Annotated in this window: 16 protein-coding genes; 8 read left to right on the forward strand and 8 right to left on the reverse strand. The window is 70.9% G+C overall.

Going from position 1 to position 17,014, the window contains the following annotated elements:
• Nucleotides 1-3: 3 nt before the first annotated feature.
• Complete coding sequence (locus HNP84_RS40345; protein ID WP_312926832.1) at nt 4-678, reverse strand: FadR/GntR family transcriptional regulator; 675 nt, start codon at nt 676-678, stop codon at nt 4-6.
• Between the two features lie 111 nt (nt 679-789).
• Here HNP84_RS40345 and HNP84_RS40350 point away from each other — a divergent pair, with 111 nt between their 5' ends.
• Together HNP84_RS40350 and HNP84_RS56470 are read left to right on the forward strand one after the other, a co-directional pair.
• On the forward strand, nt 790-1,644 hold the full coding sequence (locus tag HNP84_RS40350) for a fumarylacetoacetate hydrolase family protein (RefSeq protein ID WP_185055343.1): 855 nt from the start codon (nt 790-792) through the stop codon (nt 1,642-1,644).
• Nucleotides 1,645-1,920: 276 nt separating this feature from the next.
• Nucleotides 1,921-2,133 (forward strand): carboxyl transferase domain-containing protein, encoded by a 213-nt coding sequence (locus HNP84_RS56470; protein WP_312926833.1) that lies wholly within the window; start codon nt 1,921-1,923, stop codon nt 2,131-2,133.
• A 68-nt stretch (nt 2,134-2,201) separates the two neighbouring features.
• Here HNP84_RS56470 and HNP84_RS40360 read toward each other — a convergent pair whose 3' ends face one another.
• From HNP84_RS40360 to HNP84_RS40380, 5 genes are read right to left on the reverse strand one after another with little or no spacing between them, the layout of a single operon-like run.
• Nucleotides 2,202-3,275, reverse strand: a complete 1,074-nt coding sequence (locus HNP84_RS40360; RefSeq protein WP_185055344.1) for a sugar phosphate isomerase/epimerase family protein — start codon at nt 3,273-3,275, stop codon at nt 2,202-2,204.
• Nucleotides 3,276-3,291: 16 nt separating this feature from the next.
• The gene (locus HNP84_RS40365; protein WP_185055345.1) at nt 3,292-3,699 is read right to left on the reverse strand and encodes a C-glycoside deglycosidase beta subunit domain-containing protein; all 408 of its coding nucleotides are present in this window, start codon (nt 3,697-3,699) and stop codon (nt 3,292-3,294) included.
• Nucleotides 3,700-3,747: 48 nt separating this feature from the next.
• Nucleotides 3,748-4,584 carry a carbohydrate ABC transporter permease gene (locus HNP84_RS40370; RefSeq protein ID WP_185055346.1) on the reverse strand — a complete coding sequence of 279 codons (837 nt, stop codon included), beginning with the start codon at nt 4,582-4,584 and terminating at the stop codon, nt 3,748-3,750.
• Between the two features lie 4 nt (nt 4,585-4,588).
• A complete protein-coding gene (locus HNP84_RS40375) occupies nt 4,589-5,566 on the reverse strand; it encodes a carbohydrate ABC transporter permease (RefSeq protein WP_185055347.1) in 978 nt (325 codons plus the stop codon).
• Between the two features lie 46 nt (nt 5,567-5,612).
• On the reverse strand, nt 5,613-6,911 hold the full coding sequence (locus HNP84_RS40380) for an ABC transporter substrate-binding protein (RefSeq protein ID WP_221337361.1): 1,299 nt from the start codon (nt 6,909-6,911) through the stop codon (nt 5,613-5,615).
• 484 nt (nt 6,912-7,395) lie between these two features.
• Between HNP84_RS40380 and HNP84_RS40385 the strand changes: the two genes are divergently transcribed.
• Nucleotides 7,396-8,667 carry an ROK family protein gene (locus tag HNP84_RS40385; RefSeq protein WP_221337362.1) on the forward strand — a complete coding sequence of 424 codons (1,272 nt, stop codon included), beginning with the start codon at nt 7,396-7,398 and terminating at the stop codon, nt 8,665-8,667.
• Nucleotides 8,668-8,776: 109 nt separating this feature from the next.
• Here HNP84_RS40385 and HNP84_RS40390 read toward each other — a convergent pair whose 3' ends face one another.
• Entirely contained in the window at nt 8,777-10,360 is a 1,584-nt protein-coding gene (locus HNP84_RS40390) for a GMC oxidoreductase (RefSeq protein WP_185055348.1), read from the reverse strand.
• Between the two features lie 25 nt (nt 10,361-10,385).
• Complete coding sequence (locus tag HNP84_RS40395) at nt 10,386-11,900, reverse strand: MFS transporter (RefSeq protein WP_185055349.1); 1,515 nt, start codon at nt 11,898-11,900, stop codon at nt 10,386-10,388.
• Between the two features lie 533 nt (nt 11,901-12,433).
• On the opposite strand from HNP84_RS40395, the gene HNP84_RS56475 reads away from it, so the two are divergent.
• The 5 genes from HNP84_RS56475 to HNP84_RS40420 all read left to right on the forward strand — a co-directional run bounded on the left by HNP84_RS56475 (nt 12,434) and on the right by HNP84_RS40420 (nt 16,962).
• Entirely contained in the window at nt 12,434-12,829 is a 396-nt protein-coding gene (locus HNP84_RS56475) for a C-glycoside deglycosidase beta subunit domain-containing protein (protein WP_185055350.1), read from the forward strand.
• On the forward strand, nt 12,826-13,926 hold the full coding sequence (locus HNP84_RS40405) for a sugar phosphate isomerase/epimerase family protein (RefSeq protein ID WP_185055351.1): 1,101 nt from the start codon (nt 12,826-12,828) through the stop codon (nt 13,924-13,926). Before HNP84_RS56475 ends, HNP84_RS40405 begins: the two co-directional genes overlap by 4 nt.
• 297 nt (nt 13,927-14,223) lie before the next feature.
• Nucleotides 14,224-15,159, forward strand: a complete 936-nt coding sequence (locus HNP84_RS40410; protein WP_185055352.1) for a sugar phosphate isomerase/epimerase family protein — start codon at nt 14,224-14,226, stop codon at nt 15,157-15,159.
• The gene (locus HNP84_RS40415; RefSeq protein ID WP_185055353.1) at nt 15,156-16,130 is read left to right on the forward strand and encodes a sugar phosphate isomerase/epimerase family protein; all 975 of its coding nucleotides are present in this window, start codon (nt 15,156-15,158) and stop codon (nt 16,128-16,130) included. The genes HNP84_RS40410 and HNP84_RS40415 overlap by 4 nt, the downstream gene beginning before the upstream one ends.
• 61 nt (nt 16,131-16,191) lie before the next feature.
• The gene (locus HNP84_RS40420) at nt 16,192-16,962 is read left to right on the forward strand and encodes a TIM barrel protein (RefSeq protein WP_185055354.1); all 771 of its coding nucleotides are present in this window, start codon (nt 16,192-16,194) and stop codon (nt 16,960-16,962) included.
• Nucleotides 16,963-17,014 lie beyond the last annotated feature (52 nt).

Here is a 17,014-nt window from a genome sequence, read left to right on the forward strand (position 1 = left end):
GACTCAGGTGGTGGTGTTGTGCCGGGCGACGGCCGCGCGCACGGCGGCCTCGTCGCCGTCGGCTATCGCCTCGACCAGGTCGGCGTGGACCTGGTAACGCCCGGCGCGGTAATCGGCCGCGGCCGTGTCGTCGTCGAAGCGGGAGGACGCGGCCCCCAGGTGGCCCAGGGTGCCGATGTAGACGGCCCGCGCCATCGCGTTCGGGCTGATCGCGGCGATCCGTTCGTGCAGCGCCCAGTTGGCGCGCATGAAGGCGTCCCAGTCGGGGGCGGTGCGCAGGTGCTCCAGCAGGCCGCGCAGGTCGGCGACGTCCTCGGCGGTCCGGCACCTGGCGGCGCCGACGTCGATCAGCTCCTCAAGGTGGTCGCGCAGCTCGATGGCGTCGGCGACCGTCCCCGGCTCCTCCGCGACGCTCAGCAACGTGTGCCGCAGCCGCACGACCGGGCCGGGGTCGGCGACGAACAGCCCTCCGCCACGCCCCGGGCGGATCTCCAGGACGCCCCGGTCGCGCAGCAGCCGGACGGCCTCGCTGACGGTGGCGTAGGCGAGCCCGGTCTCGGCGCGCAGCGACTCCAGTGTCCCGACCGGCTCTCCGGGCGCCAGCCCGCGCGAGCGGATCCGGTCGTCGAGCGCGGCGGCCAGTTGCTCGGCACGGGTGCGCGCGTTCTGTCGTCCCACACCCGCCAGGACTTGTCCGGAGGAGGAGTTCTGCGGCATAGTCCGCATCTAAGCATAAACCTACGAACCTTTAGAAGGGTTCGCTGGTTCGAGCGCCGAAGGAGATGACCGATGAGGATCGTGGGGTTCCGCCGGAACGGCGGCCCGGTCGAGGTGGCGTCGCTGTCGCCCGACGGCACCGAGGTCACGGTGCTGGCCGAGCTGGAGCGGTTCTGGGCCGACGCGGCGGGCCATCTCTCCCGGGAGCCGGGCGGGGAGACGCTCCCGGCCGCGGAGGTCGCCTTCGTGCCGCCGGTGCTGCCGGGGGCCCGCGTGATCTGCATCGGGCTGAACTACCTCAAGCACGTCGCCGAGGGCTCCTTCGCCGGCGACGGCGTCCCGCCGTACCCGACGCTGTTCGCCCGCTGGACGCAGTCGCTGACCGTTGACGGCGCGGCGGTGCCGGTGCCGTCCGGCGAGGAGGGGCTGGACTGGGAGGGCGAGGTCGTCGCGTACGTCGGCGCGCCGCTGGTGGACGCCGGCCCGGAGGAGGCGCTGGCCGCCGTCGTCGGCTACTCGGCCTTCAACGACATCACCTCGCGCAAGGCGCAGAAGCTGACCAGCCAGTGGACCCTCGGCAAGAACGGCGACAACTCCGGGCCCCTCGGCCCGATGGTGCCCGCGCCGGAGGTCGGCGACCTGCGTGACGGCCTGCGGGTGCGGACCCGGGTCAACGGCGAGGTCGTCCAGGACGGGCGCACCGACGAGATGGTCTACACCGTCGGCGACACCCTCGCCCTCATCTCGCGCACGTTCACGCTGCGGCCGGGCGACCTGCTGGCCACCGGCACGCCCTCCGGGGTCGGCTACGCCCGCACCCCGCCGTGGCTGCTGCACCCCGGCGATGTCGTCGAAGTGGAGGTCGAACGAATCGGCACGCTGCGCAACCCGATCGTCGGCAACGACGCCCGGGTGCGCCCCGCATGACCCGGCCGGGCACTGATCCGCGGGCACGCGGCGGCGCTCGTCGTCAGCGAGTTCGGCTTCCTCGGCGGCTCCATCGGCTCGGCGACGGCGGCGCGCATCGTCGCCGCAGTCCGGCGGACCACCCGCGAACGGCTGCCGCCGATCGCCGCGCCCGCCTCGGGCGGCACCCGGATGCAGGAGGCAGGCCGGCGTTCGTCCAGATGGCCGAGATCAGCCGGGCCGTCGTCGCGCACAAGGCCGCCGGCCTGCCGCGCGCTGTGCGGCGCCCGCCGCGGGATGCGCATCGCCCAGGAGCTGGGCCTGCCCCTGGTCTGCGTCATCGACACCCCCGGGGCGGACCTCTCCGCGGCGGCGGAGGAGGGCGCGCCGGCCGGGGAGATCGCCCGTCGCCTGGCCGAGATGGCCGAGCTCACCGTGCCCACCGTCTCGGTGCCGCTGGGCGAGGGCACCGGCGTGGCGCGCCGGCCCTGCTGCCGTCCCGCCGGGTGATCGCCGCCGGCAACGCGTGGCTCCCCCCCCTGCCCCCGGAGGCGTCGTGCACGCTCGGGCCGCGGATGTCAGGCGTCGGCGAGGGCTTCGCGGATGCTCCGGCGGATGAGTTCGTGCTGCCTGGCGACGAGGTCGAGCGGGTCGGCCTCGCCGAGGTCGGCGAACGCGTGGCCCTCCCATTCGCTGGAGAAGAAGCCGGAGTAGCCGCCGCGGACGAACTCGCGGACGATGGTCCGGTAGTCGATCGAGGGCTCCTCGCCATGCTCGTCGATGTCGTAGAACTTGGCGTGCACGTGGACGATACGCGGCATGATGTCGGACCACTCCCGCGGATCGACGTGGCCCTGCATGTTGAACGCGAGGCGCGCGAACGGCCCGAGAGAGGCGACGTCGATGCCGCGCCGCCCGAGGTAGCCGGCGAAGGCTCCGGCGCGTTCGCCGATGGAGCCGTCGGTGGCCCACACCCGCTGCAGCTCGTCGAGCGCGGCGTCGTCCAGGCCCATCCGCCGCAGGGTGCGGAGCAGGGTGGGCGACATGCCGTGCATGGTGGAGCTGAAGTCGGCGACGAAGCCGAGCCGCGGCGACCCGATCTCATCGTAGAGCTCGCGGATCCTGACTATTTCCGGCGAGTTCGGCCCGTACGGCGCGTGGATCTCGTAGCCCATCACGATGTCGAGCTCCTCGGCGAGCGGCAGGAGCCGCCGGATGAGCTCCTCCTTGGCGCTCTGGACCCGCACCAGGGGGAACCCGAGGGCGTGGGCGCTGCGGAAGAGCGCCTCCGTGAACTCGTACTCCTCGTCGGGGGTCATGTCGCGGTCGTGGCGGCGGCCCATGTCCAGGTTGGCCGCGAAGGAGCCGGCCACGAAGCCGTACCGGTCGAGGGTGTCGTGCCAGTTCCGGACGAAGTCGTCGCTGACGTGGGGGTAGGTGCGGAGCGTCTGGCTGGCGACGAGTTCGATCCCGGGGCCGATGCCGGCCCGCTGGACGGCCGCGAGGAGGCCGTCCAGGTCGTACAGGCCGAAGGCCCACTCCGCGGTGAGCGAGTAGAGGGTGGTGCCGAGCTTGATCGCGCTCCCCGGGACGGCGGGGGCGGCCTCGGCCGTGCCGGCGGGGGTCCTGCTGGGGGTCCCGGTCGGGGTCATCGTCGTCTCCTGTTCGTCATGCCGCGGCGCGGGCGGTCAGCTCGCGGTGCCCGTGCACGCGGTTGGTGACGTAGGTCATCGGCGCGATCTGCATGTAGAGGATCCGCATCGAGATCGTCACGTCCACGTCGAGGCGTTCCCCGGGACGGAGCGGCCGGTCGCGGTGGACCACGACGTGGAGCCGGTCCTGCATGAACCACAGGGTGTCCCATTGCTCCTTCAGCGCCTGGACGGGGAACGACCGCCCGTTCAGCTCGGCGTGCATGCGGTCCTGCGCGATCTCCACGCCGTCCACGTTCACCCGGATCTCGCTGACGGCCGACAGCCACAGGCTCCGGTACCACGGGATGCGCAGCGCGACCGCGAAGCCGTCCGGGTGCGGGATCAGGCTGTCGTCGCCGAGAAGTGTGTTGTGCGTCGCCAAGGTAGCTCCTTTGCGGTGGGCCGATGGCCCGCTGATTCACGGCCTGCGTCAGTTCTTGAGGCCACCGGCGAACCCCTGCATGAACTTCTTCTGCGCGAACAGATAGAACGCGATGATCGGGATCATGGACACGATCACGATCGCGAAGATCTGGTTCCACTGCGAGACCAGCGAGCCGACGTAGAAGTACATGGCCACCGGGAGCGTCTGCGCTCCCGAGCCCGCCAGGAAGATCAGCGGGGTGAAGAAGTCGTTCCACACGATGAGTCCCGCCAGGATGGCGACCGTGCCGGTGGCGGGGGCCATGAGCGGAAGGACGATCAGGAAGAACACCTGCGTCGGCGTCGCGCCGTCCATCACCGCCGCCTCCTCGTAGGCGATGCCGAGACCGCGGAAGAAGCCGGCGTACAGGAAGATCGACAGCGGGAGCAGCATCCCGGTGTAGAGCACGATCATGCCCCAGGGGGAGCCGGTGAGGCCGAGGGTGCGGGCCCCGATGTAGAGGGGAACGGTGCCGAGCTGGGTGGGGAGGGTGATCGCGACGAGGAAGAGGTAGTACGCGACCTTGCTCCACCGCCGGGTGCTCCGGGCGATCACGTATCCGGCGAGCGATCCCAGCACGACCAGGCCGAGGATGCTCCCGCCCGTGATGATGACGCTGTTGAGCAGGCCGAGGAGGATGTTGGACTGCCCCGTCGCGGTGAAGACCTCGGCGAAGTTGCCCAGCTCCATCGCGCTCGGCGGCGCGACGGGGTTGGTGGAGAACACCTCCGCGTCCGACTTGAGCGCGGTGCTGATGAGGAAGTAGAAGGGCAGCAGGAAGATGAGCGCGACGATCCAGAGCAGCACCTCTCTGAGCGCCGTCCATCTCGTGTAGTGGAACACGGCGTTACTGCCCTTCCTTCGAGCGGTCCCGCGTGACGCGCTGCTGCACGATCGCGAAGACGAGGATGATCACAGTGAGCATGAGCGCGAGCGCGGCCCCGTAACCGAAGTTGCCGAGGGAGAAGGTCTCCTTGTAGACCTCGGTGGCCAGGGTCTCGGTGGCGCCCGCCGGGCCTCCTCCGGTGAGGGCCATGATCTGGTCGAAGACGCGGAAGCCGTTGATCAGCCCGAGTGTGGTGGAGATGGCGATCGCGGGCCGGATCGAGGGAAGCGTGATGTGGCGGAAACGCTGCATCACACCGGCGCCGTCGAGGGCCGCCGCCTCCTCGATCCCGGGATCGACCGAGGCCAGGTTGGCCAGGTAGATCACCATCGCGATGCCCGTGTTCTGCCACACGACCACGACCAGGATCACCCAGATCGACCAGGTCGGATCGGCGAGCCACGCCTTCTGCAGCGAGGTCAGCCCGAGGGCGCCGAGGAACTGGTTCAGCGGGCCGTTGTACTCGAAGATGAACTTCCAGATGTAGGAGACGGCCAGCGGGCTCAGCACCACGGGCATGAACAGCAGGACCCGCAGCACATAGCGCGTCTTGAGCCCCCGGTTCAACGCCAGCGCGAGGCCGAGGCCGATGACGTTGGTCAGCACGACCGAGCCGAACGCGATCAGGAGCGTGTTGCGGAGGGCGCCGAGCTGCACGGGGTCCGCGAGGATCCGGGTGAAGTTGTCCCACCCGATGAACTCGAAGGACCCGATGCCGCTCCAGTCGGTGAAGGCGAAGAACCCGCCGGCCGCGGTGGCGGCGTAGTGGATCGCCGTGACGGCGATGATCGCGGGTAGCGCCCACCACCAGTGGCCGAAGGCGATCAGCGGACGGGGACGCCGAGGGCGCGGTGGCCGGCCGGGCGTGCCGGCCCTCGGCGTGGCAGGCCGCTGCCCCGCGGCGAGGGAGCGATCTCCGCGGTGCGTGCTCGCAGTCATTGTCGTTCCTTGGGATGGGTGGAGCGAGGAACCGTGCGGGACACGATCACTGGTCCCAGGCGGCGTCCATCTTGGCGAGCACCTGGTCGATGGTGTTCTGTCCGGTCAGCAGGCCCTGGACGCCGCTGGAGATCGCGTCGGCCACCGACTCGTTCGGCCACACCGTGGTGGGCAGCGGGGCGTACGACCCGGACCGCAGGAGCGGCTCGACCGGCTGGTAGGCCGACCCGGCGAGATCGACGCTCTCCAGCCCGCTCACCGGGATGGCGCCGGAGATCTCGGCGTACCGCTTGGCGTTCTGCGGCTGGGCGAGCCAGTCCAGGAAGTCCTGGATCGCCTTCTTCTTGGTGCTCGCCGCGTTCACGGACAGCGAGTAGTTGGAGCCGCCCAGGGTGAAGGTCTTGCCCCCCTGGGCGGGCGGGAACGCCTGCACGACCATCTTCTGGTCGGGAGCGGCGCTCATCAGTTCCTTCGCCGACCCGCCGGGGATGAACCCCGCCAGCGCCGTGCCCCGGCTCAGCCCGTTGGTGATGGCGTCGAAGCCGCTGCCCTGCGCGCCGGCCTGGAAGCAGCCCGCCTTGTTGAGGTCCACGATGGTCTGGAGGGTGTCGCGCCAGCCCTGGGTGTTGGCGAACGTGACCGAGCCGGTGGAACGGTCCTGGTTCCAGTCGGGGTTCTCGGCGTAGACGCGGGTGGCCGAGATCACCTGGGTGATCTGGATCAGGTTGGGCGGGGCGCCGCCGGCGAGGGCGACGAACGACATGCCCTTCGCGCTGAGCGTCTTGCAGTTCTGCACGAGCTCCTCGGTCGTGGCGGGGAACTTCGTGATGCCGGCCTTCGCGGCGGCGGTGGTGTTGTACACCACGCCGTTCACGGTGAAGTCGACCGGCTGGGCGTAGAGCTTGTCGCCGATGTAGAACAGCGAGTCGCTCCCCTTGGGGATCAGGGAGGCCGCGGACTTGCCGAGGGGCTCCAGGAACCCGGCCTGGGCGAGGGTGAGGGCCGAGTGCGGCTGACCGGTGCCGGGCGCGGTCTGGATCAGGTCCGAGGCGTTGCCGCCCTGGAGCTGGGTGCGCAGGGTCTGGCCGTAGCGGTCGTTCGGCTGGGGGTTGAGAGTGATCGTGACGCCCGGGTGCGACTTCATGTACTCCTTGGCGAGCGTGGCGTACGGGCTCTCCAGGTTGTTGCTCGTCTGGTAGGTGAAGGTGAAGCCGTTGGCATCCCCATCCCCCGAGCCGGCCGCGGAGCAGGCGGTCAGCGCGAGGACGCCGGCGACGGGGAGGGCGAGGACGACGCCGCGGCGGAAGGCTTTGCGGTGCTGGATCATGGTCAGCCTTTCTTGCATGCTCCTCGGCTGCCGGTTGGTCGCGGGATGCCGGTCCCGACCGTGGCCACTATTACATGTCGTTTGGTCGGTATGCAACAGAAGTTTTACTAGTTAGAAACAGAAGTTACGACGATGTTCGCCAAATGTCGGCTCAGTGCACGCCGAACACACCCGGCAGCGCGGGCCGCGGGTGTGCTGAGGGTTGCTTATGAGCGCACGGGCGATTCGCCGTATGGAATGCCGCTTTCATACGTGCGGTGCACCGGCACGCCGAGCGTGACGCCTGATCCCGTCAGCACGGCGTACCACGGAGGAGAGATCGGCCGCCGGGCCTCCCGATCGGGAGGCGCGTCCCGCCGTCATGGTGCACACTCATGATCCTCCTTCGGCTCGTACGGCACGATAGAACTGAGCCGACCGAGTCGATGCGCGCACACTATGGCCGAAAATCTACATATGTCAATATAGAACTGACGAAAGTGAGCGACCTGTGGCGGGACCCGTGATCAGTTCGACATCGACGGTTCGTTTCGCGGCCCAGACCGACGCGACGACCAGCCTCCTCGCCATCGTCAACCTCGTACGCAAGGGGGAGGCGACGACGAAGCCCGACATCGGCCGGGTGACGGGGCTCGGCCGGGGCGTCGTCACGCAGCGTGTCGAGCAGGCGATCACCCTCGGGTACCTGGAGGAGGCCGACTTCGGGCCGTCGTCCGGAGGCCGCGCGCCCCGCACCCTGCGCTTCCGTGCCGAGCGCGGCCGGATCCTCGTCTGCGCCATGGGCGCCCTGCACCTGCGGGTCGGCGTCACCGACCTGGACGGCCGCATCCTGGCCCGCTCCCACCGGGTGTGGGACATCGCCTCCGGGCCGGACGCGACCACCGCGATGGCGATGAGGATGTTCGACGACATCCTCGACGCGGACGCGAGGTCGCGGATATGGGGTGTGGGGGTGGGCGTTCCCGGCCCGGTCGAGTTCGAGAGCGGGCGACCGGTGGCTCCGCCCATAATGCCCGGCTGGAATGGCTTCGACGTCAGGCGTCCCTTCATCGAGCGGTTCGGGGCGCCGGTCTGGGTGGACAACGACGTCAACCTGCTGGCGCTGAGCGAACGCAGCCGGCGCCGCGAGTCCGGCCAGGACGACCTGATCTACTTCAAGGTCGGCAGCGGTATCGGCGTCGGCCTGCTCAGCAAGGGCCATCTCCATCGCGGCGCGAACGGAGCCGCCGGAGACATCGGGCATGTCCGGATACACGATGCGGGCCGTCTGTGCCGATGCGGCAAGACCGGGTGCCTGGAGGCATCGGCCGGCGGCTGGGCGCTGGTACGCGACGCGCTGGAGGCGGTGGAGCGCGGGGAGAGCCAGGCGCTTGCCGCCGTGCGGGAACGGACGGGCGAGATCACCCCGGTCGACATCTCGATCGCGGCGCAGAACGGCGACGCCGTCTCCATCGGCCTCGTGCAGCGTTCGGCGCGGCTGGTCGGCGAGTCGCTGGCCACCCTCGTCAACGTCTTCAATCCCGCGGTCATCGTGGTCGGCGGCGCGATCAGCGCCTCGGGCGAGATCTTCCTCGCCGAGGTCCGCCAGCGCGTGTACGAGCTGTCGCTCCCCCTCGCCACGCGCGACCTCGTACTCGTGCGATCCATCAACGACGAGGACGACCCGATCAGAGGGGGCGCCGAGCTGGTCCGCGAGCAACTGTTCGAGATCCACTTCGGCAGGTGGTTCGCGGAGGGGCAGCCGTCGCTGAGCGCGCTGGAGACCGTGAACTGAGCTGCGGCCGCCCCCTTCCACGAGGAGGCGGGCCGCCCGGTCCGGGACGGCGAGCGGTGGCCGGCCGCGCGGCCCGGGCGGCACGCCCGGGCCCGCCGCCCGTCCGCGATCATTCGCGGAGGCGCCGGACGCACTCGCGGGCGCCCCGCAGCGCGAGCGCCACACTGAACAGGGTGGGGTTCACCGCCGTCGCGGTGGGGATGACGCCGTTGCCGCCGACGAAGAGGTTCCGGAACCCCCAGACGCGTGACCAGGGGTCGCACACCGAGGTGCCGTCGTCGCTCTCCCCCATCCGGATCGTGCCCTGGTAGTGCAGGCTGGAGCCGTTCGGCATCAATCGGGGCTCCCCACCCGGAACGAACTCGCCGAGGGCGCCGGCGGCGCGCTTCAGCAGCGCGGTCGCCTGTGCGATCTCCGCGTGTTCCCGCTCGGTCAGCTCGTAGCGGATGCTGGGCGCCGGCATCCCGGCCCAGTCGAGCTCATCGTCGCTGAAGGTGACGGCGTCCTCGTGGCGGGGGAACTTGCGCAGGCCCCAGCCCGCGTTCACGTAACCCCACGTGCCGCCGGCCGCCGGGTGGCCCGCGGGGAGCGGCATGGGCGGGGTGTCGGTGTACATGATCTGGGCGGCGAAGGGATGCGCGGGCTCGGAGAACGGGATGCGGTTCACCGCGGAGATGGGATCCCCCGGGGTGAGCGCCCGGCGGGCCCGCTCCGCGGCCAGCGCGTCCTCATCGGCGAACCGCCGCATCGACTCCGCCCGCAGCGCGATGGTGCCGAGCACCGCGGGGTGTTCGGTCAGGTAGTGGCCGAGCGCCGGCGGCCGGATACGGGACGCCCACAGCAACTGCGGCGTGCGGATGGCGTCCGCGGCGACGATCACCAGATCCGCCGGCTCCACCGCCCGCCGCCCGCTCTCCCTGGACTCCAGGAGCACTCCGACGGCACGGCCGCGCTCATGCAGGATCTCGCGCGCCAGGGTGAGCGGGCGGAGCTCGAAGCGGGCGCCGAGCGGCGAGGTGGCGTCGAGCAGCGGGCCGAACACGACATCGGTGCCGGTCCACCTGATCGTGCCGTCGCCCGGCTCGTCACCGGCCACCGGGAGGATCTGCGGCCCGAAGCCGTCGGGCAGTTCGCCGGCGAACTCCTCGGCGAGCAGGGCCTGGATCGCGCCGCTGACCTGCGAGCCGCTGAAGGCGTTGTGCGTGGTGTGCAGCAGCGCCTCCGCCTCCTCGATGAGGCCGTCCCATTCCCCGCCGGGGATGAACGGGATCTTCTCGCTGAACGCGGGACGCGGGGTGGCACAGGTCCAGTGGGCTCCCTGGCCGCCGACGCAGGTGGACAGCGCCGCGGCCGGGAATCCGGCCGCGTGGCCGGACCCCGGGCCGCCGAAGTCGATCAGGTGGGTGCCCTGCCGTGCGGTGAAGGTGCCCTCCACCACCGTGCCGGCGGGAATCCCGAGCCGGGGCGACCGGCCCTCGATCGAGTGGGCCTGAGGGCCCTGCGAGGCCATGCGGGCGCGCGCCTTCTCCTCCGGGTCGGCGATGTTGCGCACATTGAGGCCGGGGGTCGGGGTGAGCTGCGGGCCGAGCTCCACCATCAGCACCGTGGCGGTGGGGTGGTTCTCGATGATGTGGCGGGCGTAGGTCGCTCCGATCGGGCCGGAGCCGACGACGACCACTCGGGGTTGCTGCATGGGGTCTTCTCTCTCTGGTCTCGCGTCACTCGACGGGTGCGTTGAGCGATGGATCGGAGCGGGCGGAGGAGCGGCCGGCCCGCGCGGTTCCGGTCGCGGAAGGCCGGAGGCGGTCATCGGGCAGCAGCCGGGCGATGACGGCGCCCACGGCGAACAGCAGCCCGATGCCGATCAGGATGGGCGCCATCGCGGTCGCGTAGCCGGTGGCCACCTCGGCGGCGCGGGCCGGGGCGCCGTCCGGGGCGAGGACGGGTGCGGCCGAGCCGAACTCGGCCACCAGGCGGCTCGCGAGCAGCGATCCGACGACCAGCGCGCCGAGCGTGACGCCCATCTCCCGTACGAGCGCGACGACCGCCGTCCCCGTGCCGAGCGCGCGTGACCCCACGGCGTTCTGCACGGCCACGGTCAGGACCTGCATGAAGCACCCGGCGCCGATGCCGATGACGGCGACCACGGCGCACACCACGGGCGGGCTCGACACCCCGGCGAGGGCCAGGGCCGTCATCCCGCCGGCGGCGAGCAGGCAGCCGATCACGGGGAAGCGCCGGTAGCGGCCGTGGCGCGACATCCGCACCCCGGCGAAGGTGCCCGCGCCCATCAGGCCGGCGATCAACGGGAGCATCATGACGCCGGCGCCGGAGGCCGAGAGGCCGAGCGTCGCCTGCAAGTAGGCCGGCAGGTAGCCGATGAGGCCGAACAGCCCCGCGCCGACGATGAAGGCGAGAGTGCTCGATATCGCCACGGTCCTGTTCGCGAACATCCGCAGCGGGAGCAGGGGATGCGGGGCCCGGCTCTCCCACACCAGCGCGGCGGCGAACGCCGTACCGGCCGCGGCGAGCAACGGGATCCAGACCGCCCGGCTCCCTCCGGCGCCGGCCACCGCCACGCCGGCGACGACGCCGAGCAGGAAGACCGAGACGAGCGCCGCCCCGGCATGGTCGAACCGCTCGCCTTGACGCGGGTGACGCACCCGCGGCACCGCGATGGCGGCGAGGATCAGACCGGCCACGCCCACCGGCAGGCTCACCCAGAAGATCCAGCGCCAGCCGAGGGCGTCGGTCACGGCGCCGCCGGCAATCGGCGCGATCACGGTCGCCACGCCGAAGACCGAACCGATCGGGCCGAGGAAGCGTCCCCGGTCGCGCGGGCTCAGCGCGTCGCCGACCACGGCCTGCGACAGCACCGTGACGCCGCCGCCGCCGAGGCCCTGGAGGAAGCGCGCCGCCAGCAGATGCCACACCTCCTGCGTGAGGCCGCACAGCAAGGCGCCCAGCAGGTAGACGACGACACAGCCCAGAAAGAGCCGGCGACGGCCGTGCAGGTCGCCCAGCCGCCCGGCGACCGGCATCGCGATCGTCATCGCGCACACGTAGCTGACCAGGATCCACGACATCGCGTGCACGTCGCCGAGCTCCGCGACGATCGTCGGCAGGCCGGTCGAGACGATGGTCTGGTCGAGCGCCGAGCAGAAGGTCAGCGCCACCAGCGACCAGAACAGCAGGCGCAGCCGCGGCGCCTGCCGGGGCTCCTGCTCGATCATGCCGCGCGGCCGGGCATGTCGGCCGCATCCCCGGGCGCGTGGCCGGCCGCATCTCTGGGCGCGCACGGGCGGAGAGCGAGCGCCGTATCGCCGCCCGGCGGCTCCTTGCAGATCAATGGCTTGGTGATCGACCGCTTGGTGATCGACGGCTTGGTGATCGACGGCTCGGGCGCCGGACGGTGATGCCGGGACGGGACGCCGGGCGGGACCGAGGCGGCCCGCGCCGGACGGAGCGCGTCGTCGTGTGGGGGAACGTGCACGTCCACCTCAATCTCTCTTATGTCTACTCTAATCGAAAGATTGCCCCTTTCCGGCACAAGTCTGCCACCAGGCGCGACGCCCGCGTCAACGCCGGAGCCGGAGGCACGGGAGGCCAAGATACGTTCACTTTCTACCTAAGTTGGCGTAGAAATGACCAAAGTTCACCCCTGCCAACGGCGAGGGCCCGCGCCGCGCCGCGCCGGTCCCGGCCGGCCGAAGGAGGCATCAACGATGACGACCACACGTCCGCCGTCCGCACCGGGAGGCACCCGGTGATCTCGGATCGGCTGATCGAACAGGACACCCTCACCACCGACGGAACACGGTCCTCGGTCGAGGTGCGCATCCCCTGGTACCGCGCGCTGCCCGCCTCGTGCATCGCCGGCGTCGAGTTCACCGTGGACGGGGTCACCGCCCCGCCCGAGAGCCTGACCTGGACGATGAACGGCCGCACCTTCGGCATCGGCGAGCTCGCCGAGCACACCGAGGAGTGGTGGTTCCCGGCCGACTCCGCCGTCGTGACCGGCGCGCTCGCGCTCGCCCCCGGAGGGGAGCACACCGTGCGCGTGGGACTGCGCCTGTACATCCCCTACATCGTCACCGCGCACGGGGTGCTGCGGATCGAGGAGCACGACACCAAGACCATGGAAGCGCAGGTCCGGCGATGAGCGCGGCTCTCGGCACGCCCATCCAGGGCGTCACCCTCTACAGCTTCACCCGGGCCTTCCACGGCCGCCGTTACGACCTGGAAGGGCTCGTCCGCGAGGTCGCGGCCCGCGGTCTCGGCCCCGGCCTGGAGATCATCGGCTTTTCGAGCTTCCGCGGCTTCCCCCACCTCGACGAGGCCACCATCGACGGGTTCCGGGCGCTCGTCGCCGAGACCGGGCTGGTTCCGACGTCGCTGGCGGTCAACACCGACGTCGGCATCCGGCGCGACCGTCTGATGACGGACGAGGAACTGGTCGAGTACATGCGCCGGCAGATCGAGGCCGCGGCCCGGCTCGGCTTCCCGATCGCCCGCGTGCAGATCGGGCTCACCCCCGACACCATGGAACGGCTGCTGCCGGTGGCGGAACGGTACGGCGTGACGCTCGCCCTGGAGGTGCACGCCCACCAGCACGCCCAGGCACCGGCGATCCTGCGGCTGCGCGACCGCTACGACAAGCTGGGCTCTCCTCTGCTCGGCTTCACCGCCGACTGGGGCGCGACCGTGTCGGGCTTCGCGCCCTCGCTGCTGGAGGCCTATCGGCGGCGCGGCGCCCCGCCCGGACTCCTCTCCGCCGTCGTGGAGCTGTGGGAGGAGTACCGGCGTCAGGGCCCGCCGTACAGCGAGGCCGAGCATGGAGGCCGCTTCAGCGCCTTCATCGAGCTCGCCGCCCGGCACGGCCGCCCGGACCTCGGCGTCGACATGGCCGTCAACGGCACCGGCCTGTTCGGCCCGGCCCCGGTGGCGGGCTGGCACGAGATCCAGCCCTGGGTGCGGCACGTGCACGGCAAGTTCTTCGGCATCGACGGCACCGGCGAGGAGCCGTCGGTTCCGGTGCGCGAGCTCATCGCCCTGCTGGTCGGCGCGGGGTACTCGGGCGCGGTCTCCAGCGAGTACGAGGGCTGGCACTGGAACTCGTGGGACGACGCCTTCGACATGGTGGCCGGTGAGCAGGCCGTGCAGCGTTCCGCCGCGGAGCGGGCCGGCTCCCGCATGATCACGGACCCGCGCCAGGCGCGTGACCTGCTGCCGGCGCATCTGGCGAGGACGCCCGCCTGAGCGGGACCGGCGGCCCGATCGCCGTGGCGCGTCCGGCCTCCGCATGGGCCGGACGCGCCACGCCCAGGGCGCGGGCGACGGAGCGTCGCCGCTCTATTGCCGGGAGCCGCAGGCGAGATATAGAATCAAAACTACAATTCTGAAAAGCTGCCGGAGAGCGTCTCCTACGCGTGGCGGCAGGATGCCGGTCCCGATGACGTCCCGCCAGGTACTCCCACGGCAACAGCGAGCTGTCATGTCACATCCATCCCCCGACCATCCCGTCGTCCTTCGACATCGACCAGGAGTTGATCACGGATGAGCCCACTCCGCTGGAGTTACATGGATCACTGGCGGGTGGACAGCCCGCGCGGCCCCGTGACGCAGTACTCCTCCCCGCGCCGGATGGACGACTTCGTCAAGCAGATCAGCGCGGTCGGCTTCGAGGGTCTGGACATGTTCGACTTCCAGATCTACGGCCTCACCCAGATGTTCGGCTCGATCGAGAAGTACCAGGAGTTCCTGCGCGAACGCGGGATCACCAAGATCGTCAACCTGTTCCGCGGGATCATGTACGACCCCCGCCGCGCCGACCCGCACGTCCGGGAGACGCACGACGAGATCGTCGAGAGCACCCGCCGCATGCTGCGGATGTGGGAAGGGCTCCAGATCGAGAGCCTGATCGTCATGCCCGCCGGGCTGTACATCGACGCCGCCCCGGTCACCGACGACAAGATCAAGGCGGCCGCCGAGTGCTGGAACCGGGTCGGTGAGATGAGCGCCGAGTTCGGCGTGCGCACGACGTGCCATCACGAGTTCTTCTGCGCCATCCGCACCGAGGACGACATCCGCAAGTTCTACGAGTGGACCGATCCGCGCTACGTCGGCTTCTTCTGCGACACCGCGCAGCACTGCATCGCCGGCATCGACCCCGTCGCGCTGTACGAGGACCTGCACGACCGCTGCACCGGCTTCCACTTCAAGGACACCCGGCAGGTGGACACGACCGGCGCCTACGCCAACGCCCCCGACGCCGAGCTCATGGCGCCGCAGACCGATCGCTGGTTCTACGAGATGGGCACCGACGGCGGGCTCGTCGACTTCCCCCGCCTGATGCGGGCGATGAGACGCCACGGCTTCAGCGGGTGGGTCACCGTCGAACACGACAAGGCCAACATCGGCGGCGACTACGCCGAGAGCACCGCCCTGTCCATGTGGTACGCCAAGCACGTCCTGTCGGAGATCTACGCATGACCACGCCCCCTCCCCCGCCCGTCCGCCGCGGCTACGCGATCAACCAGTGGAAGCCGAACTTCGACGACTTCACCCGCCGGGAGCACCACGTACGGGCGCTGAAGGTCATCGCGGCGTGCGGCTTCCGCGGCGTCGAGCTGCGGGCCGGCACCGGACGGTGGGACCCGCTGGGCCGCCCGGCGTCCATCGCCGCGAACTACGGCTCCACCACCGCCTTCATCCGGCTCGTCCGCGACCTGGGCATCGAGGCGGTCAGCAGTTGGTACTTCGACCCGGGCGAGCCGATCGACGAGGAGTTGTCGCACGGCCGCTCGGTGCTGGCGCCGGACGACCACAAGGCCATCGCCGAGACCATCCGGCCCTTCGCCGAGTTCCTGGCCGCGGCCGGCGGCTCGCGCCTGGTCGTCCGGGCCCTGCCGGCCGCCTGGCGCACCGGCGCGCTCACCGCCGGCCAGATCGCCGTGGCGGGCGCGGGGTGGAACACGGTGGGCGCCGCGGCGGCGGAGTTCGGCATCGGCGTCACGCTGCACGCCGACTGCCTGAGCGCGGCCGCGGACGACAAGACGCTGGCCGCCCTCCTCGACGCCACCGACCCCGCCCTCGTCGGGCTGACGATCGACACCGCCGAGCTCACCCTCGCGGGTCTGGACCCGGTCGCGACGTACCAGCGGCACGCCGAGAGGGTGGATCATCTCCACCTCAAGGACACCCGCCATGTCGACGACGCCGGCGAACGCCTCGCGCCGCACGCCGAGGCGGCCATGATGTCCGCGGGCGGCGCCAGGGAGATCGAACGATGGTTCTTCGAGTGCGGCACGCCCGGGGGTCTCGTCGACTTTCCCGGCCTCTTCGACCGGCTCGGCGCCTCCGGCTACGCCGGGTGGGCCGTCTTCGAAAGCGAGCAGACTCCCAACCCGTCCAGCAGCGTGATGCTCAACGCTTGGTACGCCCAGCACGTCCTGGGATGCTGAACCACGCCCGATATGCCCCGTCCGTCCCCCGTACCACGACACAAAGGAGCTTGGTGCCCCGATGAAGCTGTCAGCCAGCGTAGAACTGCTCTTCCGCGAGGCCGGTCCTGATCACGGCGAGCGCATCAGGGCCGCCGCCGACGCCGGGATCGACACCGTGGAGATCTGGCAGCACAGCGACAAGGATCTCGCCTCGATCGAGAAGGCCCTGAACGACACCGGGTCGCGGCTGTGGACGCTGCTGATCGAGGGACGCGCGACGCTGGCCGACGCCAAGACGCACGAGTCCTTCCTGGACAACGTGCGGGCGGCGGCCGTGGTCGCACGGCGCCTGGGCTGCGACCGGATCGTCACCGGCTCGGGTGTCGGGCTGCCCTACATGCGCCGCGCCGTCCAGCACCGCACCGTCGTGGACGCGCTCAAGGCCGGCGCCGACATCGCCGCCGAGCACGGCGTGGTGATCGTGCTGGAGAACCTGAACACCAAGGTGGACCACCCCGGCACCCTGTTCGACACCACGGCCGAGTGTCTGCAGGCGATCCGCGAGGTCGGCTCCCCCGGCCTCGCCCTGCTCTACGACATGTACCACTCGCTGCAGATGGGCGAGACACCCGAGCGGGAGGTGGCGGAGGCCATCGACCTGGTCTCGCACGTGCAGATCGCCGATCTGCCGGAACGGACCGAACCCGGCACCGGTGAGATCGACTGGGAGGCGCGGCTCCGGTCGCTGCGCGACCTCGGCTACACCGGCCCCGTCGGGCTGGAGTACGTCCCCACCACCGCCTCGCTCGCGTCCCTCGCGCACATCCAGCAGATCGCCGCCGCCCTCTGACCACCGCGGGCCGATCCGCGTGAAAAGGGCCTGGCCTATGAGGCCAGGCCCT

The organism is Thermocatellispora tengchongensis (assembly GCF_014202315.1).
Taxonomy (GTDB): domain Bacteria; phylum Actinomycetota; class Actinomycetes; order Streptosporangiales; family Streptosporangiaceae; genus Thermocatellispora; species Thermocatellispora tengchongensis.